This is a genomic window from Streptomyces viridifaciens (assembly GCF_001888885.2).
GTDB lineage: Bacteria > Actinomycetota > Actinomycetes > Streptomycetales > Streptomycetaceae > Kitasatospora > Kitasatospora aureofaciens.
In genome coordinates, this window is the sequence record NZ_CP090841.1 from 370,926 (window position 1) to 394,325 (window position 23,400).

The 23,400-nt window shown below is 74.3% G+C and carries 1 protein-coding gene and 1 pseudogene; both read left to right on the forward strand.

The window, feature by feature from the left end; genetic code table 11:
- Positions 1-61: 61 nt before the first annotated feature.
- Positions 62-9,808, forward strand: a complete 9,747-nt coding sequence (locus BOQ63_RS09250) for a non-ribosomal peptide synthetase (protein ID WP_150475777.1) — start codon at positions 62-64, stop codon at positions 9,806-9,808.
- An 84-nt stretch (positions 9,809-9,892) separates the two neighbouring features.
- Positions 9,893-23,326: pseudogene (locus tag BOQ63_RS09255) on the forward strand (amino acid adenylation domain-containing protein); the annotation flags it as partial.
- Positions 23,327-23,400: the final 74 nt, after the last annotated feature.

The window sequence follows — 23,400 nt, forward strand, 5'->3', positions numbered from 1 at the left end:
CACCACGGGCCGACCGGGCCGACCGCCCCGCGGGTCAAGCCGCAACGAGGGAGAGACGCACATGTCCGGGGACCAGCAGACGCACAGAGCCGATCCGCGGCCGGCATCGGCCGAGGAGCTGTGTCGACTGTTCGCGGAGGTGCTCGGCCGGGATTCGGTCGAGCCCGCGGCGGGCTTCTTCGAGCTGGGCGGTGACCGACCCGCCGCCGTGCGGCTGCTGGCCCGGGTGCGCGCCGAGCTCGGCTTCCGCGTGCCGCTGCCGCTCCTGCTGGACGCCCCCACTCCGTCCGCGCTGGCCACCCGGCTGGCCGACCGGGCCCCGGCCCACCCCGATCCGCGCCCCACCCTCACCGGGCTGGTCGACGCCCAGGTGGCCCGCACCCCGCAGGCCCCCGCACTGTACGCGGACGACACCACCCTCACGTACGCCGAACTGGACGCCCGCGCCAACCGGCTGGCCCGGGTGCTCGCGGACCGCGGCCTGGGCACCGAGGACGTCGTCGCGCTCGCCCTGCCGAAGTCCCCCGAGGCCGTCGCCGCGATCCTCGCCGTGGCCAAGACCGGCGCCGCCTGGCTGCCCGCCGACCCGGCCTACCCGGCCGAGCGGCTGCGCCACATGCTCACCGACTCCCGCGCCGCCCTGGTGCTCACCACCGCGGCCACCGCCGAGCGGCTGCCCGACACCGGCGCCCCCCGGCTGCTGCTCGACTCCCCCGCGCACCTCTCCGGGCTCGCCGCCCGGCCCGGCACCCCGTTCACCGCCGCCGAACGGGTGCGGCCGCTGAGCGCCGGGAACACCGCGTACGTCATCTACACCTCCGGCTCCACCGGCGTGCCCAAGGGCGTGGCCGTCACCCACACCGGGCTGCCCAGCATGATCGGCACCCAGGTCGCCGCCACCGGGGTCGGCCCCGGCAGCCGGGTGCTCCAGGCCGCCTCGCTCAGCTTCGACGTGTCCGTCTCCGACCTGGCGGTGGCTCTGACCACCGGCGCCGCGCTCGTTCTCCCCCGCGAGCAGAGCCAGCTGGTCGGCGACGCGCTGGCCGCCCTGATCGACCGGTACGGCGTCACCCACGCCGACGTCGCCACCGCGATGGCCGCCACCCTGCCGGACGCCCCGATGCCCAGCCTGCGCACCCTGATCGGCGGCGGCGAGGCCGTCCCGCGCGAGCTGGCCGCCCGGCTCGGCCGCGACCGCCTGATGCTCAACAGCTACGGTCCGACCGAAACCACCGTCATCGTCACCATGAGCGAGCCGCTCACCGGCGCCGAGCAGCCCCCGATCGGCCACCCCTGCCAGGACGTGCGCGTCCACGTGCTGGACGAACGGCTGCGCCCGGTCGAGCCGGGCACCGTGGGCGAACTGTACGTCTCCGGCCCGCACCTGGCCCGCGGCTACCTGGGCCGCCCCGCACTGACCGCCGACCGCTTCGTCGCCTGCCCGTTCGGCGAACCCGGGGAACGGATGTACCGCACCGGCGACCTCGGCAGCCGCCGGCCCGACGGCCAGCTGGACTTCCACGGCCGGGCCGACGACCAGGTGAAGATCCGCGGCTTCCGGGTGGAGCTCGGCGAGGTCGAGCAGACCCTCTCCGCCCACCCCGGGGTGGGCCAGGCCGTGGTGCTGGTGCGCGAGGACCGCCCGGGCGAGCGCCGGCTGGTCGGCTACACCGTCGGCGCCGCCGACCCGGCCGAGCTGCGTGCCCACTGCGCCGAGCGGCTGCCCGACCACATGGTGCCCACCGTCGTGGTGCTCGACCGGCTGCCGCTCACGCCCAACGGCAAGGTCGACAAGCTCGCCCTGCCGGCACCGGTGTTCGGCGCGGCCGAGGAGGGCGGGCGGGCCCCCGCCGGGGAGCTGGAGCACACCCTCGCCCGGCTGTTCGCCGAGGTGCTGGGGATCCCCCGGGTCGGCGTCACCGAGTCCTTCTTCGAGCTCGGCGGCGACTCCATCGTGGCCATCCAGCTGGTCTCCCGGGCCCGGCACGCCGGACTGCAGCTCACCCCCCGGTCGGTCTTCGACGCCCCGAGCGTCGAGGCGCTGGCCCGGATCGCCCGCCCGCTGGAGGGCCCGGTCGCGGTCGAGCCCGAGGGGGCCGGCCTCGGCGACGTGCCGCCGACGCCCGTCGTGCACTGGCTGTCCGAACAGCACGGCGCCGTCGAGAGCTTCTACCAGTCCACCCTGCTCACCCTCCCCGCCGGGACGTCGCAGACCGAACTGGCCACCGCACTGCAGTCCCTGCTCGACCACCACGACGTGCTCCGGGCCCGTACCTCCCCGCTCGCCGAGCGCCCCTGGACGCTGCACGTCCCCGCCCCCGGCGCCGTCCCCGCCGCGTCCGTGCTGCGCGCCGCCACCGGCCCGGCCACCGCGGAGGCGCTGCGCGCCGAGACCGGAGCCGCCCGCGACCGCCTCTCCCCCGAGGACGGCCGGATGCTGCAGGCCGTCCGCTTCGACGCCGGCCCGGAACTGCCCGTCCGGCTGCTGCTGGTGATCCACCACCTGGTGGTGGACGGCGTCACCTGGCGCATCGTCGAGGAGGACCTGCTCGCCGCGCTCGCCGCCGCCCGCGAGGGCCGCGAGCCGGCGCTGCCGCCGGTGCCCACCTCCTTCCGCCGCTGGGCCCAGCTGCTCACCGCCGAGGCCCGCACCGACCGCCGGGCTGCCGAACTCCCCTCCTGGCAGGCCGCCCTGGCCACGCCGGACCCGCTGCTCGGCGAACGCCCCCTCGACCCCGCCCGGGACACCTACGCCACCGAGGGCACCCTGCGCCTCGTGCTGCCCGCCCGAACCACCCAGGCCCTGCTCACCCGCGTCACCGCGGCCTACCACGCCCAGGTCAACGACGTCCTGCTCACCGCACTGGCGCTCGCCCTCGGCCACTGGCGCGGCGGGGCCCCGGCCGGGCCGGACGGCGCGGTCCTGCTCGGCCTGGAGGGCCACGGCCGCGAGGAGATCGTCGACGGCGTCGACCTCCACCGCACCGCCGGCTGGTTCACCTCCCTCTACCCCGTACGGCTGGCCCCCGGGGCGCTGCCCTGGCCCGAGGTCACCTCCGCCGGCCCCGAACTCGGCCGCGCCCTCGGCCGGGTGAAGGAGCAGCTGCGCGCCGTACCGGACTACGGCATCGGCTACGGCCTGCTGCGCCACCTCAATCCGGCCACCGCCGAGCTGCTCGCGGGCTACGCCGAACCGCAGGTCGAGTTCAACTACCTGGGCCGCTTCCAGCCCGAGGGCGTCACCGCCGAGGACGTCCTCGCCGGGGCCGAGGCGATGACCGAGGGCGCCGCCCCGGGCCTCGCTCTCGGCCGGGTCCTGGGCCTGGACGCCACCACCGTCGACACCCCGCAGGGCCCGCTGCTCGTCGCCCAGTGGTCCTGGGCCGGCGAACTGCTCGACGAGGAGCGGGTCCGCGCGCTCGCCGAGGCGTGGTTCACCGCACTGGGCGCCCTCGCCGAGCACGCCGAACGGCCGGACGCCGGCGGGCACACCCCCTCCGACTTCCCGCTGGTCGCCCTCGGTCAGGAGGAGCTGGACCGGCTCAGCGAACTCCACGCCCCCGCCGCCCTGGTGGACGTCTGGCCCACCTCCCCGCTCCAGCAGGGCATGGCCTTCCACGCCGCGTACGACACCGAGGGCGCCGACGTCTACACCTCCGTCTGCACCTTCGACCTGACCGGCCCCGTCGACGCCGGGCGGCTGCGCGCCGCCGCCGAGGCGCTGCTGCTGCGCCAGCCCAACCTCAAGGCCGGCTTCCACCAGCGCCCCGACGGACCGCCCGTCCAGGCCGTCCCGGACCGGGTCGAACTGCCCTTCACCGTCCTCGACCTGACCGCCCACGCCGACCCGGCGGCCGAGGCCGACCGGATCGCCGCCGCCGAGTACGGCCGCCGCTTCGACCTCGCCCGGCCGCCGCTGCTGCGCTACACCCTGCTCACCCTGGCCCCCGGCCGTCACCGGCTGATCGCCGCCGCGCACCACATCCTGCTGGACGGCTGGTCCACCCCGCTGTTCGCCGAGGAACTGTGGAGCCTGTACTTCGGGCAGCCGCTGCCCCCGGCCGTCCCCTACCGCGAGTACCTGCGCTGGATCACCCGGCGCGACGCTGCCGCCGCCCGCACCGCCTGGGCCGAGGCCCTCGCCGGAGTGGACGAGCCCACCCTGCTCGCACCGGGCCGAACCCCCGCCACCCCGCAGCTGCCGCTCCGCCTGCACACCGGCCTCACCCCCGAGGCCACCGACGCGCTGGGCCGCACCGCCCGCCGCTACGGCGTCACCCTGAACACCCTCGTCCAGGCCGCCTGGGGCGTGCTGCTGGCCCGGCTCACCGGTCGGGAGGACGTGCTCTTCGGCACCACCGTCTCCGGCCGGCCGCACGACCTGCCGGGCGTGGAGCGGATGATGGGCCTGCTCATCAACACCGTGCCGGTACGGGTCACCCTCGACCCGGCCGAGAGCTGGGGGCAGCTGCTGCTGCGCCTGCAGCACGAGCAGTCCGCGCTGCTCGACCACCAGCACCTCAGCCTCACCGAGATTCAGCAACTCGCCGGACTGGGAAGCCTGTTCGACACCGTCACGGTCTACGGCAACTACCCGGACCCGTCCGCCCTGGACGAGGCGGATCCGAGCGGCGCCACCCGCGTCACCCTGGTCGAGGACGTCGACAGCGCCCACTACCCGCTGCTGCTGGCCCTCACCCCCGGCGACGGCCTCCAGCTGCGTCTGGACCACCAGCCGGACGCCTTCACCCCCGCCGAGGCACGCGCCCTGCTGGACCGCTTCCTCGCCCTGCTCGACCGGATCGTCGCCGACCCGGCCGAACTCGTCGCCACCGTCGATGTGTTGACCGATGACGAGCGCGAGCAGCTGCTGTCCTCCTGGCACGGCCCCGTCACCGAGCTGCCGTCGGGAGCGGTGCCGGAGCTGTTCGAGGCGCAGGCCGCCGCGACACCGGAGGCCGTCGCGCTGGTCTCCGGCGGCCAGGAAGTGACGTACGCCGAACTCAACGCCCGCGCCAACGGCTTGGCGCTGCGGCTGGTCGAGGCGGGGGTCGGCACCGAGACACCGGTCGCGGTGCTGCTGGAGCGTTCCCCCGCCCTGGTGATCGCGCTGCTGGCCGTCCTCAAGGCCGGTGGCACGTACGTCCCGCTGGACGATGCCCAGCCCGAGGAGCGCCTGCGGGCCGTCCTCGCCGACGCGGGCGCCACCGTCGCCGTCACCGACCGCGACCACCCCGCCCTGGCCGGACTGACCACGCTCGCGGTCGGCGACGAGACCGCCGACAACCTCGAAAGTCGCTCGGACGGCGCCCAGTTGGCGTACGTGATGCACACCTCCGGCTCGACCGGCACCCCCAAGGGCATCGGCATCACCCACCGCGCCGTCGTCGACCTCGCCCTCGGCGGGACGTTCGCGGGCGGCGGCCACGCCGTCGTCCCGGTCCACGCGCCCACCGCGTTCGACGCCTCCACCTACGAACTCTGGGCGCCCCTGCTCTCCGGCGGCCGGCTCGTCATCGCCCCCGCCGGACGCCTCGGGGTCGCCGAGCTCGCCGACACCATCGGGCGGGGCGGGGTGACCGCCGCGTGGATGTCGGTCGGCCTCTTCAACGTGCTGGCCGCCGAGGCCCCGCAGACCTTCACCGGGCTGCGCGAGGTGTGGACGGGCGGAGACATCGCCTCGCCCGCCGCCATGCGCCGGGTGCTGGAGAGCTGCCCCGGCCTGAAGCTGGTGAACGTCTACGGGCCCACCGAGACCACCACCTTCGCCACCCACCACCCCATGGCCGACGCGGCCGAGGTGCCCGGCGTCGTCCCGATCGGCCGCCCGCTGGCCAACACCCGGGCGTACGTGCTGGACGCCGGGCTGCGCCCGGTGCCGGTGGGCGTCCCCGGGGAGCTGTACCTGGCGGGGAACGGCCTCGCCCGGGGTTACGTCGGGCGGCCGGCCCTGACCGCCGAGCGCTTCGTCGCCTGCCCCTTCGGCGAGCCCGGCGCCCGGATGTACCGCACCGGCGACATCGCCCGCTGGAACCTCGCGGGCGAACTGGAGTTCGTCGGTCGAGCGGACAACCAGGTCAAGGTCCGCGGCTTCCGGATCGAACTCGGCGAGGTCGAGGCCGCGTTCACCGCCCACCCGGCCGTCGGCCAGGTCGCCGTCCTGGTCCGCGAGGACCAACCCGGCGACAAGCGCCTGGTCGCCTACGCCACCGGCGCGGCCGGCCCCGAGGAACTGCGCGCCTTCGTCGCAGACCGCCTGCCCGCCTACATGCTCCCGGCGGCGATCGTCACCCTCGACGCCCTGCCCGTCACCCCCAACGGCAAGGTCGACCGCCGCGCCCTGCCCGCCCCCGACTACAGCGGCAGCGAGGGCCGCGCACCGCGCACCGACGCGGAGCGGTCGCTGTGCCAACTGTTCGGCGAAGTCCTCGGGTTGGCCGAGGTGAGCATCGACGACAACTTCTTCGACCTGGGCGGGCACTCCCTGCTCGCCACCAAGCTGGTCAGCCGCATCCGCACCGCGCTCGGCGCGGAGCTGCCGATCCGCACCCTCTTCGACCACCCCACCGTGGCCGCCCTGACCACCGCGCTGCCCCGCACCGGCCCGGTCCGCCCGGCCCTGCGGCCCGCCGACCGGCCCGCGCTCGTCCCGCTCTCCCCCGCCCAGCAACGCCTGTGGTTCATCGAGCAGTTCGAGGGGCCGAGCGCGCTCTACAACACACCTGTCGCGGTCCGGCTCACCGGCGTGGTCGACATCACCGCCCTCGAGCGGGCGGTGCGGGACGTGGTGGCCCGGCACGAGGTGCTGCGCACCCTCGTCCCGACCACCGACGGCCAGCCCCACCAGCTGGTCACCGAGGCACCCCGACTCCCGCTGCGTGCCGTTCCGGTGGCCACCGAGGAGGAGCTGCGCACCGCCCTGGCCGCGGCCGGCGGGCAGGTCTTCGACCTCGCGACCGAACTCCCCGTCCGCTGCACGCTGTTCTCCCTGCCGCACGACGAGCACGTGCTGCTGGTGCTGATGCACCACATCGCCGGTGACGGCTGGTCCGTCGCCCCGCTCTTCCGCGACCTCGCCACCGCCTACCGGGCCCGCAGCGCCGGCACCGCACCGGCCTGGCAGCCGCTGCCCGTCCAGTACGCCGACTACGCCCTCTGGCAGCGCGAACTGCTCGGCACCCAGGAGCAGCCCACCGCCCTGCTCACCGGGCAACTCGCCCACTGGCAACAGGCCCTGGCCGGCGCCCCCGAGGAACTGGCACTGCCCTACGACCGCCCGCGCCCGGCCACGCCGAGCCACCGCGGCGGACTGGCGGAGGCCGCCGTCGGCGCCGGACTCCACTCGGCCCTGGCCGAGTTGGCAACCATGCAGAACGCCAGTCTGTTCATGGTCCTGCAGGCCGCGGTCGCCACCCTCTACACCCGCCTCGGCGCAGGCACCGACCTGCCGCTCGGCACCCCCGTCGCCGGACGCACCGACGCCGCCCTGGACGACCTGGTCGGCTTCTTCGTCAACACCCTGCTGCTGCGCACCGACACCTCCGGCAACCCCACGTTCCGCGAGCTGCTGGAGCGCGTGCGCCGCACCGACCTGGACGCCTTCGACCACCAGGACATCCCCTTCGAGCGCCTCGTCGAGCAGCTCAACCCGACACGCACCCCGGGCCGCCATCCGCTCTTCCAGACCCTGGTGGCCCTGGAGAGCCGCGCCGCGGTACCCGCCACCTTCGGCGAACTGGCCTGCGCGGAGCACCCCTTCGAGCTGGACGTGGCCAAGTTCGACCTGTCCTTCCGCTTCACCGAGCAGGCCCCCAGCCCCCGGGCCGGCCTGACGGTGGCCGTCGAGTACGCGACCGACCTGTTCGACGCCACCACCGGGACCGCCCTCGCCGAGCGGCTGCTGCGGGTGCTGCGCGCCGTCGCGGCCGACCCCGACGCGCCGATCAATGGCATCGACGTCCTCGCCCCGGCCGAGCGCGAGCAGCTGCTCACCGGCTGGAACGACACCGCCGTGCCCGTCCCGGACGCCACCCTGCCCGAGCTGTTCGAGGCCCGGGCCGCCGCCACCCCCGACGCCGTCGCCCTGGTCTGCGGCGACACCCGGCTGAGCTACGCCGCACTGGACTCCCGGGCCGAGCACCTGGCCGCCCACCTGGCCGAGGCCGGGATCGGCGCCGACACCCCGGTCGTCCTGCTGATGGACCGCTCCGCCGAGCTGGTGACGGCGATCCTCGCGGTCACCAAGGCCGGTGGCGCCTACGTCCCGCTGGACGACCGGCACCCGGCCGAGCGGCTGCGGCAGATCACCGCCGGCACCGGCGCGGCGCTCGTCCTGGTCGACCCCGCGCACCGGGACCACCCGCTGGCCACCGACGCCCCCTGCCCCGTCCTGGCGCTCACCGAGGGCTGGTTCGACGGCCCGCGCCGGCGGCGCGCCCACCGCGCCGCACCCCACCCGGAGCAGCTCGCCTACGTGATGTTCACCTCCGGCTCCACCGGCAAGCCCAAGGGCATCGCCATCACCCACCGGGACGTGGTGCAGCTCGCCTCGGACCCGTGCTGGCAGCACCCCGACGGCCTGCGGGTCCTGTTCCACGCCCCGCACGCCTTCGACGCCTCGACCTACGAGCTGTGGGCGCCGCTGCTCTCCGGCGGCCAGGTGGTCGTCGCGCCGCGGGGCGACCTGGACGCCGCCGCCATCCGCGGGCTGGTCCGGGCCCACCGGCTCACCCATGTGCACGTCACCGCAGGGCTGTTCCGGGTGATCGCGGAGGAGGAGCCGGGCGTCTTCGAAGGTGTGCGCGAGGTGCTGACGGGCGGGGACGTGGTCTCCGCGCCCGCCGTCCGCCGGGTGCTGGCAGCAGTCCCGGGGATCGGGGTACGGGTGCTCTACGGCCCCACCGAGATCACCCTCTGCGCGACCCAACTTCCGTTCTCCTCGGCGGAGTCGGTGCCGGACGTCGTTCCCATCGGCCGCCCGATGGCCAACACCCAAACGTACGTGCTCGACGACACCCTGCAGCCCGTTCCGGCCGGAGTGCCCGGCGAGCTGTACATCGCCGGCGCCGGGCTGGCCCGGGGCTACGTCGACCGCCCGGACCTCACCGCCGAGCGCTTCGTCGCCTGCCCCTTCGGCGGGCCCGGAACTCGCATGTACCGCACCGGCGACCTCGTCCGCCGGCGCGCGGACGGCGTCCTGGAGTTCCTCGGCCGCACCGACGACCAGGTCAAGATCCGCGGCTTCCGGATCGAACTCGCCGAGGTCGAGACGGCGTTCACCGCCCACCCCGGCGTCGGCCAGGCCCTCGCCCTGGTCCGCGAGGACCAACCCGGCGACAAGCGCCTGGTCGCCTACGTCACCGGCACGGCCACCCCCGGCGAACTGCGCGCCTTCGTCACCGACCGCCTCCCCGCCTACATGCTCCCCGCCGCCGTCGTCGTCCTCGACGCCCTGCCCGTCACCCCCAACGGCAAGGTCGACCGCCGCGCCCTCCCCGCCCCCGACCACACCCGCGCCCCCGAAGGCCGCGCACCCAGGACGGCCCGCGAACAGCGCCTGTGCGAGCTGTTCGCCCAGGTGCTCGGCCTGGCCACGGTCAGCATCGACGACGGCTTCTTCGATCTGGGCGGGCACTCCCTGCTCGCCACCAAGCTGGTCAGCCGCATCCGCTCCGCCCTCGGCGTCGAGATGTCGATCCGTACCCTCTTCGACCACCCCACGGTCGGCGAGCTGTCCGGCGCGCTGCCCGCGGCCCGCAAGGCCCGGCCCGCCCTCAGGCCGATGCGCCGGCCCGGCAGCCCGTCGTAGGTCACACGCGCCACCGGCCGTCCCCGGTGGCCCGACCGCCCAGTCCCCACTCAGCACGTCACCCGCCGGAGGCAGACCTTGATCCCGTTGTCGTTCGCGCAGCAACGGCTGTGGTTCATCGAACAGCTCGAAGGCCGGAGCGCGCTCTACAACACTCCGTTCGCCGTCCGGCTGAACGGCGAGATCGACGCCGCCGTCCTCTCCCTCGCCCTGCGGGACGTACTCGCCCGGCACGAGGTGCTGCGCACCACCTTCCCGGCCACCGACGGCCGGCCCCGGCAGTCGATCGCCGAACCGGACAACCCCGCCGTCACCTCCGTCGAGGTGGCCACCGTGGCGGTGACCGACGAGCGCGAGCTGACCGCAGCGGTGGACCGGGCGGTGCGGCACGTCTTCGACCTCGCGGCCGAACTGCCCGTACGCTGCACGCTGTTCTCGCTCTCCGCCGAGGAGCACGTACTGCTGGTGCTGATGCACCACATCGCCAGCGACGCCTGGTCCGTCCCGCCGCTCTTCCGCGACCTGGACGCCGCTTACCGGGCCCGCCGCGCCGGCGCCGAGCCGCAGTGGGAGCCGCTGCCCGTCCAGTACGCCGACTACACCCTGTGGCAGCACGAGGTGCTCGGCACCGAGGACGACCCGGAGAGCGTGCTCGCCACCCAACTCGCCTACTGGCAGGACGTCCTGGCCGGGGCGCCCGAGGTGCTGGCCCTCCCCTGCGACCGGCCGCGCCCCAACGCGCCCAGCCATCTCGGCGGCGCCGCCGATCTCACCCTCGAATCCCAACTGTACGTCGACCTGGTCGAGTTGGCGGCAGCGGAACGGGTCAGCCTGTTCATGGTGCTGCAGGCCGCGGTGGCCGCGCTGTACACCCGGCTCGGCGCGGGCACCGACCTCCCGCTGGGCACGGCCGTGGCCGGACGCACCGACGAGGGCCTCGACGACCTGGTCGGCTTCTTCGTCAACACCCTCGTCCTGCGCACCGACACCTCCGGCGACCCGAGCTTCCGCGGCCTGCTGGAGCGCGTCCGACAGCTCGACCTGGACGCCTTCGACCACCAGGACATCCCCTTCGAGCGCCTCGTCGAGCAGCTCAACCCCGCCCGCACCCCGGCCCGGCACCCGATGTTCCAGACCATGGTGACGCTGGACAGCGACGAGGACCTCCCCTCGGACTTCGCCGGACTCACCTGCCGGGAGCACCTCCTCGACCAGCGCCTGGCCAAGTTCGACCTGTCCTTCGCCTTCGTCGAGCAGCACGACGCCGACGGCGTCGCCAACGGCCTGACCGGAGCCGTGGAGTACGCGACCGACCTGTTCGACCACGCCACCGCCGCCACCATGGGCCAGCGCCTGACCCGGGTGCTGCGGGCGGCCGCCGCCGACCCGGACGCGCCCCTCAGCACGATCGAGATCCTGAGCCCGGCCGAGCGGGAGCAACTGCTGACCGGCTGGGCCGGACCCGCCGCCGAACTGCCGTCGGGAGCGGTGCCGGAGCTGTTCGAGGCGCAGGCCGCCACGACGCCCGAGGCGGTCGCGCTGGTCTGCGGCGGCGAGGAACTGACGTACGCCGAACTCAACGCCCGGGCCAATGGCTTGGCGCTGCGGCTGGTCGAGGCGGGCGTGGGCATCGAGACCCCGGTCGCGCTGCTGCTGAACCGTTCGGCGGCCCTGGTGATCGCCCTGCTGGCCGTCCTCAAGGCTGGTGGCACGTACGTCCCGCTGGACGACGCCCAGCCGGAGGAGCGGCTACGGGCCGTCCTCGCCGACGCCGGAGCCGGCATCGCCGTCACCGACCGCGACCACCCCGCCCTGGCCGGACTCACCACCCTCGCGGTCGGCCACGAGACCGCCGACAACCTTGAACTCGCGATAAATCGAAGCCAGTTGGCTTACGTGATGCACACCTCCGGCTCCACCGGCACCCCCAAGGGCATCGGCGTCACCCACCGCTCCGTCGTCGACCTCGCCCTCGGCGGGACGTTCGCAGGCGGCGGCCACGACCGCGTCCTGGTCCACTCGCCCACCGCCTTCGACGCCTCCACCTACGAACTCTGGACACCCCTGCTCTCCGGCGGCAGCCTGGTCATCGCCCCCGCCGGACGCCTCGGCGTCACCGAACTCGCCGCCACCATCGACCGGGGCGCGGCCACCGCCGCCTGGCTCACCGCCGGCCTCTTCAACGTGCTGGCCACCGAGGCCCCGCAGACCTTCACCGGACTGCGGGAGGTCTGGACGGGCGGGGACATCGTCTCGTCGGCCGCCGTCCGTCGGGTCCTGGAGGCCTGCCCCGGCCTACGGGTGGTGAACGGCTATGGGCCCACCGAGACCACCACCTTTGCCACCCGCCACCCCGTGACCGCTGCCGCCGAGCTCGCGGGCGCCGTCCCGATCGGCCGGCCCCTGCCCAACACCCGGACGTACGTCCTGGACGACACCCTCCGGCCCGTCCCCGTCGGAGTCCCCGGCGAGCTGTACATCGCGGGAAACGGCCTCGCCCGAGGCTACGTGGGCCGCCCCGCCCTCACCGCCGAACGCTTCGTCGCCTGCCCCTACGGCGAGCCCGGAAGCCGGATGTACCGCACGGGCGACCTGGCCCGCTGGACCACCACGGGCGAACTGGAGTTCGTCGGCCGAACGGACGACCAGGTCAAGATCCGCGGCTTCCGGATCGAACTCGCCGAGGTGGAGGCGGCGTTCGCCGCCCACCCGGCCGTCCGCCAGGCCTTCGCGACCGTCCGCCAGGACCAGGCGGGCGACAAGCGCCTGGTCGCCTACGTCACGGGCATGGCCCCGCTCGACGAGCTGCGCGCCTTCGTCGCCGACCGCCTGCCCGCCTACATGGTTCCGGCCGCCGTCGTCGCGCTCGACGCCCTGCCCGTCACCCCCAACGGCAAGGTCGACCGCCGCGCCCTTCCCGCCCCCGACTACACCGCCACCTCCGCAGGCCGCGCCCCCCGCAACGCCATGGAACAGACCCTGTGCGAACTCTTCGCCGAGGTCCTCGGACTGGCCGAGCCGAGCATCGACGACAACTTCTTCGACCTCGGCGGGCACTCCCTCCTCGCCACCCGGCTGGCCAGCCGCATCCGCACCGTCCTCGGTACCGAACTCCCCGTCCGCACCCTCTTCGACAGCCCCACCATCGCGGGGCTGGCCCAGCACCTCGGCGAGAGCCGCACCCCGGTGCGCGCCGGCCTGACCGCGCGGGAGCGCCCGGATCTCGTCCCGCTCTCGTACGCCCAGCAACGCCTGTGGTTCATCGACCAGTTCGAGGGGCCGAGCGCCCTCTACAACACCCCCTTCGCGATCCGGCTGACCGGCGAGGTGGAAGCCGCCGCCCTGGCCGAGGCCCTCAACGACGTGGTCACCCGGCACGAGGTGCTGCGCACCCTCTTCCCGACCGCCGACGACCGGCCCCACCAGCTGATCGCCGAAGGCCTCCGGCCCCGCCTGACCGTCACCCGCGTCGGCGACGGGACCGAGCTGACCGCGCTGCTGGACCGCGCCATCGGCCACGCCTTCGACCTGGCCGTCGAACTGCCGATCCGCGCCCAGCTGTTCTCCCTGTCGGCCGAACAGCACGTGCTGCTCGTACTGATGCACCACATCGCCAGCGACGGCTGGTCCGTCGCCCCGCTCTTCCGCGACCTCGGCGAGGCCTACCGGGCCCGCAGCAAGGGCTCCGCGCCCGAGTGGCAGCCGCTGCCGGTCCAGTACGCCGACTACACCCTCTGGCAGCGCGAGATCCTCGGCGCCGAGGACGACCGCGACAGCCTGATCGGACAGCAACTCGACTTCTGGCAGCAGGCCTTGGCGGACGCGCCGGAGGATCTGGCGCTGCCCTACGACCGGCCGCGACCGGCCGCGCCCAGCCACCGGGGCGAGCTGGTCGAGTTCACCGTCGGCGCCGAACTGCACCAGCGGCTCGCCGAGTTGGCCAGCGACAACCGCGCGAGCCTGTTCATGGTGCTGCAGGCCGCGGTGGCCGCGCTGTACACCCGTCTGGGCGCAGGCACCGACCTGCCGTTCGGCACCCCCACCGCCGGACGCACCGACGAAGCCCTCGACGACCTGGTCGGCTTCTTCGTCAACACCCTCGTCCTGCGCACCGACACCTCCGGCAACCCCAGCTTCCGCGAACTGCTCGACCGCATCCGCCGCACGGACCTGGACGCCTTCGAGCACCAGGACATTCCCTTCGAGCGCCTGGTCGAGCAGCTCAACCCCACCCGCACACCCGCCCGCCACCCGCTCTTCCAGACCCTCATCGCCCTGGAGAACCAGGCCAAGGTTCCCGACACCTTCGGCGGCCTCCCCTGCGCCGAAATCGAATTCGACCTAAACGTGGCCAAGTTCGACCTCTCCTTCGGCTTCACCGAACCGAGCGGACCGGGGGGCCTCTCCGGAGCGATCGAGTACGCGGCCGACCTCTTCGACCGCGCCACGGTCACCACCCTCGCCGAGCGCCTGCTGCGGGTCCTCGACGCCGCTGCCGGCGATCCCGACGCACCCATCGGCGACATCGAGATCCTGAGCGCGTCCGAGCGGGAGCAGTTGCTCTCCGGCTGGCACGGCCCCGCCGCCGAACTGCCGTCGGGAGCGGTGCCGGAGCTGTTCGAGGCGCAGGCCGCCACGACGCCCGAGGCGGTCGCGCTGGTCTGCGGCGGCGAGGAACTGACGTACGCCGAACTCAACGCCCGGGCCAATGGCTTGGCGCTGCGGCTGGTCGAGGCGGGCGTGGGCATCGAGACCCCGGTCGCGCTGCTGCTGAACCGTTCGGCGGCCCTGGTGATCGCCCTGCTGGCCGTCCTCAAGGCTGGTGGCACGTACGTCCCGCTGGACGACGCCCAGCCGGAGGAGCGGCTACGGGCCGTCCTCGCCGACGCCGGAGCCGGCATCGCCGTCACCGACCGCGACCACCCCGCCCTGGCCGGACTCACCACCCTCGCGGTCGGCCACGAGACCGCCGACAACCTCCAAAGGCGCTTGGACTGCTCCCAGTTGGCGTACGTGATGCACACCTCCGGCTCCACCGGCACCCCCAAGGGCATCGGCGTCACCCACCGCTCCGTCGTCGACCTCGCCCTCGGCGGGACGTTCGCAGGCGGCGGCCACGACCGCGTCCTGGTCCACTCGCCCACCGCCTTCGACGCCTCCACCTACGAACTCTGGACACCCCTGCTCTCCGGCGGCAGCCTGGTCATCGCCCCCGCCGGACGCCTCGGCGTCACCGAACTCGCCGCCACCATCGACCGGGGCGCGGCCACCGCCGCCTGGCTCACCGCCGGCCTGTTCAACGTCGTGGCCACCGAGGACCCGAGCGCCTTCACCGGCCTCCGCGAGGTGTGGACCGGCGGCGACGTCGTCTCCCCCGCCGCCGTCCGACGCGTCATGACCGCCTGCCCCGGCCTGACCGTGGTCGACGGCTACGGGCCCACCGAGACCACCACCTTCGCCACCCACCACCACATGGCCACCCTGGCCGAGGTGCCCGCCACCGTCCCGATCGGCCGGCCGCTGCCCAACACCCGGGCGTACGTCCTGGACGACACGCTCCAGCCCGTCCCCGTCGGCGTCCCCGGCGAGCTGTACATCGCGGGCAACGGCCTCGCCCGAGGCTACGTGGCCCGCCCCGCCCTCACCGCCGAACGCTTCGTCGCCTGCCCCTACGGCGAGCCCGGAACTCGCATGTACCGCACCGGCGACCTCGTCCGCCGGCGCGCGGACGGCGTCCTGGAGTTCCTCGGCCGCACCGACGACCAGGTCAAGATCCGCGGCTTCCGGATCGAACTCGCCGAGGTCGAGACGGCGTTCACCGCCCACCCCGGCGTCGGCCAGGCCCTCGCCCTGGTCCGCGAGGACCAACCCGGCGACAAGCGCCTGGTCGCCTACGTCACCGGCACGGCCACCCCCGGCGAACTGCGCGCCTTCGTCACCGACCGCCTCCCCACCTACATGCTCCCCGCCGCCGTCGTCGTCCTCGACGCCCTGCCCGTCACCCCCAACGGCAAGGTCGACCGCCGCGCCCTCCCCGCCCCCGACCACACCCGCGCCCCCGAAGGCCGCGCACCCAGGACGGCCCGCGAACAGGCGCTCTGCGAGCTCTTCGCCGAAACCCTGGACCTGCCCGCCGTCAGCATCGACGACAACTTCTTCGACCTCGGCGGACACTCACTCCTCGCCACCAAGCTCGCCAGCCGCATCCGCACCACCCTCGGTACCGAACTCCCCATCCGCACCCTCTTCGACCACCCCACGGTCGGCGAGCTGTCCGGCGCGCTGCCCGCCGCCCAGGCGCGACCGGCGCTCCAGCGGCGTACCAGGCCGGCCCGGATCCCGCTCTCCCCGGCCCAGCAACGGCTCTGGTTCATCGACCAGTTCGAGGGCCCGAGCGCCCTCTACAACACCCCCTTCGTCGCGCACCTCACCGGCGAGATCGACATCACCGCCCTCACCGAGGCCCTCAACGACGTGGTCACCCGCCACGAGGTGCTGCGCACCACCCTCGCCACCACCGACGGCCGGCCCCACCAGCTGATCGCCGCGAGCGGCCGGCCCGTGCTGCGCACCCACCGGGTGGCCGACGAACAGGAGCTGCAGGCCGCCGTGGCCGAGGCCACCGCCGAGGTGTTCCGCCTCGCCGAGGACCAGCCGATCCGGGTCACGCTGGTCTCCCACGGTACGGACGGCGGCGCCGACCGGCACGCCCTGGTCGTCCTGCTCCACCACATCGCGGGCGACGGCTGGTCCGTCACGCCCCTGGTGCGCGACCTCGACACCGCCTACCGGGCCCGCCGCACCGGGAGCGCCCCCGACTGGCAGCCGCTGCCGGTCCAGTACGCCGACTACGCCCTGTGGCAGCACGAACTGCTCGGCGCCGAGGACGATCCGAGCAGCGTCCAGCTTGCCCAACTCGCCCACTGGCGCCGCGCGCTGGCCGATCTCCCGGAGGAGCTGGCGCTCCCCTACGATCGTCCGCGGCCCGCCTTCCCGAGCCATCGCGGCGGGACGGTCGAGTACCGGCTGAACGCCGAACTGCACCGCCGCCTCACCGAGTTGGCCGCCGCTGGACGCGCCAGCCTGTTCATGGTCCTCCAGGCCGCCGTCGCCACCCTCTACACCCGCCTGGGCGCAGGCACCGACCTCCCACTCGGCACGCCGACCGCCGGACGCACCGACGAAGCCCTCGACGACCTGGTCGGCTTCTTCGTCAACACCCTCGTCCTGCGCACCGACACCTCCGGCGACCCCACCTTCCGCGAGCTCCTCGACCGAGTCCGCCGGGCCGACCTGGACGCCTTCGAGCACCAGGACCTCCCCTTCGAGCGGCTCGTCGAACACCTCAACCCCACTCGCACCCCGGCCCGCCACCCGCTCTTCCAGACGGTCCTGACCGTCAGCAGCGGCCCGGCGCCCGTGCTCACCCTCGGCGAGGTCAGCGGAGTCCTGGAGGGCGCCGGCGAGTCCCTGGCGCACTTCGACCTGAACTTCAACTTCACCGAGCGGCACGGCGAGGACGGCACGCCGCTCGGGGTCGCTGCGGCGGTGGAGTACGCGGCGGACCTGTTCGACCGCGCCACCGTCACCACCCTCACCGAGCGCCTGCCGCGCGTCCTGGAGGCCGTCGTCACCGAACCGGACGCGCCCATCGGCGGGATCGAGATCCTCAGCCCGGCCGAACGGAGCCTGGTCCTCACCGGCTGGAACGACACCGCCGTCCCGGTCGCCGACACCACGCTGTCCGAGCTGTTCGAGGCCCAGGCCGCCGCCACCCCCGACGCGGTCGCCGTGGTCTCCGACACCGAGCGGCTGAGCTACGCCGAACTGGACGCCAGGGCCGGAGCTTTGGCGGCCGTCCTGCTGGAGCGCGGGCTGGCGGTGGAGGAGCCGGTCGCGATCCTGATGGACCGCTCGGCCGACCTGGTGACGGCGATCCTCGCGGTCACCAAGGCCGGCGGCACCTACGTCCCACTGGACACCCGGTACCCGCTGGACCGGATGCGGCACATCCTCGCCGACGCCCGGGCGCAGCTCGTCCTGGTCGACCCGTCCCACCGCGACCACCCGGTGCTCACCTCCGAAGGACCGACCCCGCTCGACGTCACCGGAACCCGCGCCGCCGCGCCGGCGAGCCGGCGCTCGCTCCCCGGCCAGCTCCTCTACGTGATGTACACCTCGGGCTCGACCGGTGTTCCCAAGGGCGTCGCGGTGACCCACCGCAACGTGGTCGACCTGCTGGCCAACCGGCACTTCCACCAGGGCCACCACGAGAGCGTGCTGCTCCACTCGCCCACCGCCTTCGACGCCTCCACCACCGAGGTGTGGGCGCCGCTGGTGACCGGCGGGCGGATCGTGCTGGCGGCCCCCGGGCAGCTCGACCTGTCCGCCCTGGCCGCGACCATCACCCGGCACGCCGTCACCCTGGTGCAGGCTCCCTCGGGCCTGCTGCGGCTGATGGCCGAGGAGGCCCCGGAGGCGTTCCGGGCCGTCCGGCAGGTGTGGACGGGCGGCGACGTGGTGCCCCCGGAGGCCGTGCGGCAGCTGTTCCGGGTGTGCCCGGAGACGGAGGTGGTCGCGGTCTACGCGCCGACGGAGACCACGGCGATCAAGACCACGTTCACCATGTCGCCCGGTGAGGAGGTCCCCGCCGTGGTGCCGATCGGCCGTCCGCTGGCCAACACCCGGGCCTATGTGCTCGACGACGCCCTCCAGCCGGTCCCGGCCGGGGTGCCCGGCGAGCTGTACATCGCGGGCAACGGTCTGGCCCGCGGCTACGTCGGCCGGCCAGCACTGACCGCCGAGCGCTTCGTCGCCTGCCCGTTCGCCGGAAAGGGCGAGAGGATGTACCGCACCGGCGACATCGTCCGCTGGAGCGCGGACGGCGTCCTGGAGTTCCTCGGCCGCACCGACGACCAGGTCAAGGTCCGCGGCTTCCGCATCGAGCCCGCCGAGGTGGAGGCCGCGCTCGCCGCCCACCCGGCGGTCGGCCACGCGGTGGCGATGGTCCGCGAGGACCAGCCGGGCGACAAGCGCCTCGTCGCCTACGTCACCGGCGCAGCCACCCCCGGCGAACTGCGCGCCTTCGTCACCGACCGCCTGCCCGCCTACATGCTCCCGGCGGCGATCGTCACCCTCGACGCCCTGCCCGTCACCCCCAACGGCAAGGTCGACCGCCGCGCCCTCCCCGCCCCCGACCACACCGGCACCCCCGAAGGGCGCGCCCCCCGCACCGACACCGAACAGGCCCTCTGCGAGCTGTTCGCCGAAACCCTCGGACTGCCCACCGTCAGCATCGACGGCAACTTCTTCGACCTCGGCGGACACTCCCTGCTCGCCACCAAGCTCGTCAGCCGCATCCGCACCGCGTTCGACACCGAACTCCCCATCCGCACCCTCTTCGACGCCCCGACGGTCGCCGCCCTCGCCGAGCACCTCGGCAACAGCCGCACCCCGGTGCGGGCCCGGCTGACCACCCGGGAGCGCCCCGAGCTCGTCCCGCTCTCGTACGCCCAGCAACGGCTTTGGTTCATCGACCAGTTCGAGGGCCGAAGCGCCCTGTACAACACCCCCTTCGCCCTCCGTCTCTCCGGCGCGGTGGACACCGCCGCCCTCGCCATGGCCCTCAACGACGTGGTCACCCGCCACGAGGTACTGCGCACCACCTTCCCGACCACCCACGGCCGGCCCCACCAGCTGATCGCCGCGACCTCCGAACTCGCCCTGCACGTAAACCCGGTGGCGGACGAGGAGGAGCTGCGGGAGGCCCTCGCGGAGGCGAGCCGTGAGACCTTCGACCTGGCCGTCGATCTGCCGGTCCGCGCCCGGCTGCTCTCGCTCCCGGCCGACGAGCACGTGCTGCTGGTACTGATGCACCACATCGTCAGCGACGGCTGGTCCGTCGCTCCCCTGCTGCGCGACCTCGACACCGCCTACCGGGCCCGCCGCACCGGCAGCGCCCCCGACTGGCAGCCGCTGCCGGTCCAGTACGCCGACTACGCCCTGTGGCAGCGCGAACTGCTCGGCTCCGAGGACGATCCGGGCAGCACCCATCACATCCAACTCGCCTACTGGAAGCGGACGCTGGCCAGGCTGCCGGAGGAGCTGACGCTCCCGTACGACCGCAGGCGGCCGATGCTCCCGACCCGCGCGGGAGACACCGTCGAGTTCCGCGTCCCGGCCGAACTCCACGCCTCGATGGCGGAGTTGGCGCGTACGAGCCGCTCCTCGGTGTTCATGGTGGTGCAGGCCGCGCTCGCGGCCACCCTGAGCCGACTGGGCGCGGGCGCCGACATCCCGCTCGGCACCCCGATCGCGGGCCGCACCGACGAGGCGCTCGACGAGCTGATCGGCTTCTTCGTCAACACCCTCGTCCTGCGCGCCGACCTGTCCGGCGAGCCGAGCTTCCACGAACTGCTGGAGCGGGTGCGGCTGGCCAACCTGGACGCCTTCGAGCACCAGGACGTGCCCTTCGAGCGGCTGGTCGAGGTGCTCAACCCGGCCCGTTCGACGGCCCGGCACCCGCTGTTCCAGGTGATGCTGACCTTCGGCACCGGCGAACCGGCCACCCCCTCGTTCGCCGGCCTGCCCGCCCGCATCGAACCCCCGTCGGCCGAACTCGCCAAGTTCGACCTGGCGTTCGGCTTCAGCGAGCAGCTGGACGCGGACGGGGCACCGGCCGGGATCGGCGTGGTGGTCGAGTTCGCCCGGGAGCTGTTCGACCCGGCCACGGTGGCCGCCATCGGCGGGCGCTTCGAGCGACTGCTCGCCGCCGTGGTGGCCGAGCCGGCCCGCCCGGTCGTCGAGGCGGAGATCCTGACGCCGGCCGAGCGGACGCTGATCCTGGACCACTGGAGCCGACCCGAGCAGCACCCGCACCCGGTCGAACCGACCACCATCCCGGCCCTGTTCGCGGCCCAGGCGGCCCGCACCCCGGAGGCCGTGGCGGTGGTCCACCGGGACGAGCGGGTCAGCTACGCCGAGCTGGACGCCCGGGCGAACCGGCTGGCGCGGTTGCTCGCCGCCCGGGGAGTGGGCCCCGAGCGCCTGGTGGCGCTGGCCCTGCCGCGCTCGGTGGAACTGGTGGTGGCCGTACTGGCGGTGCTCAAGGCGGGCGGCGCCTACGTGCCGATCGACCCGGACTACCCGGCCGACCGGATCGCCTACACCCTGCGCGACTCCGCGCCCGAGCTGCTGCTCACCACCACCGTGGCCGCCGCCCGACTTCCCGACTCCGCAGTACCGTTGCTGCTGCTCGACACCCCGGAGACCGCGGCCGAACTGGACCGCACCGCCGCCGGAGCCCCCGCTCCCGCGCTCGGCCCGGACCACCCGGCGTACGTCATCTACACCTCGGGCTCGACCGGCCGCCCGAAGGGCGTGGTGATCCCGCACGCCAACGTCGCCCGGCTGTTCGCGGCCACCGACCACTGGTTCTCCCCCGGCCCGGAGGACGTCTGGACGCTGTTCCACTCCTACGCCTTCGACTTCTCGGTCTGGGAGCTGTGGGGCGCGCTGCTGCACGGCGGCAGCCTGGTCGTGGTGCCCTTCGAGACCAGCCGCTCGCCCCGGGAGTTCCTGGAGCTGCTGGTCCGCGAGCGGGTCACCTTCCTCAACCAGACCCCCTCCGCCTTCTACCAGTTGATGCAGGCCGACCAGGAGGAGCCGGAGCTCGGCGCTCTGCTCGCCCTGCGGCGGGTGGTCTTCGGCGGCGAGGCGCTCGACCTGGCCCGGCTGGCACCCTGGTACGAGCGGCACGCCGAGGACGCCACGGTGCTGGTCAACATGTACGGCATCACCGAGACCACCGTGCACGTCTCCTACCGCCCCCTGGACGCCGGCACGGCCGCCGGACAGTCCCGTTCGCTGATCGGCGCGGGCATCCCGGACCTGCGGCTCTACCTGCTGGACTCCCGGCTGCGCCCCGTGCCCGCCGGGGTACCCGGCGAACTGTACGTCGCCGGGGCCGGCCTGGCCCGCGGCTACCTGGGCCGCCCGGGGCTGACCGCCGAACGCTTCGTCGCCGACCCGTACGGCGCCCCCGGCACCCGGATGTACCGCACCGGCGACCTGGCCCGCTGGACGGCCGGCGGCGAGCTGGACTACCTGGGCCGGATCGACGCCCAGGTGAAGATCCGCGGCTTCCGGATCGAGCTGGGCGAGATCGGCTCGGTGCTCAGCCGCCGCCCGGAGGTGGCCTCCGCCGCCGTGGTGGTCCGCGAGGACGCCCCGGGCGAGAAGCGCCTGGTCGGCTACCTGGTGCCGGCCGCCGGCCCGGTCGACCCGGACGCCCTGCGCACCCACCTGGCCGCCGAACTGCCGGACTACATGCTGCCCGCCGCCCTGGTGCCGCTGGAGCGTCTGCCGCTGACCCCGAACGGAAAGCTCGACGAGCGGGCGCTGCCCGCCCCCGGACCGGGCCGCGCGGGCGGCGGCCGGGGGCCGCGCACCCCGCTGGAGGAGGTGCTCTGCGGGCTGTTCGCCGATGTGCTCGGCCTGGATCGGGTCGGGATCGACGACAACTTCTTCGAACTGGGCGGCCACTCGCTGCTGGCGGGGCGGCTGGTCGCCGGGATGCGCGAGCTGACCGGCACGGACGACCTCGGCGTCCGGGCGCTGTTCCAGGCCCCGACCGTCGCCGGGCTGGCCGAGCTGCTCGCCGGAGCCCGGGACGGCGCCCCCGCCGAGGAGGCCTTCCCGGTGCTGCTGCCGATCCGCACCCGCGGCTCCCGCCCCCCGCTGTTCTGCGTGCACCCGGCGGCCGGGATCAGCTGGGTGTACACCGGCCTGCTGCGCCACCTGGACGCCGAGCGGCCGATCTACGGTCTCCAGGCGCCCGGGCTGGCCGACCTCTCGCGCCACCCGGAAAGCCTGGCCGAGATGGCCCGCACCTACCTGGCCGAGCTGCGCTCGGTGCGCCCGGAGGGCCCGTACGCGCTGCTCGGCTGGTCCTTCGGCGGCCCGGTCGCCCATGCGATGGCGGCGCTGCTGCGGCAGCAGGGCGAGCAGGTCGAACTGCTCGCGGTGCTGGACGGCTATCCCGAACTCGACGAGTACGCCGAGTTCACGGGCGACGACCGGGCCGAGCGCGACCCGGCGCTGCTCGCCGCGATCCTCGACTCCCTCGGCCAGCCGGCCGGCGAGATCACCGCCTGGCCCGCCGACGAGGCCGGCTACGCCGAGCTGGTACGGCACGGCGAGGGCCCGCTGACCGGGCTGAGCGGAGCCGGGGTGGCCCGGGTGGTCGAGGTCTTCCTCGCCAACCTCGCCCTGGCCGCGGAAGCCCCGCTGCCGGGCTACGACGGCGACGCGCTGGTGTTCGTCGCCGCCAAGGACCGCCCGGCCGACGCCCCTGACCCCGAGACCTGGCGGGCCCATGTGGGCGGCCGGGTGGAGATCCACGAGGTGCCGAGCACCCACGGCGCGATGACCGGCGCGGAGGCGCTCGCGGTCATCGGCCCGGTGCTCGCCGACCGCCTGCGCCACCCGGCGCCGGACCAGGGGCCCCGCCACCCCTGAACGCCATGCCCCGCCGCGACACCCCCGCACCACCACGCCAAGCGGCCGCGACCCGGCCCACACGAGGAATGGAC

Coding starts and splice junctions, on each gene's coding strand:
- BOQ63_RS09250 (WP_150475777.1), top strand. CDS start 62: ATGTCCGGGGACCAGCAGACGCACAGAGCCGATCCGCGGCCGGCATCG.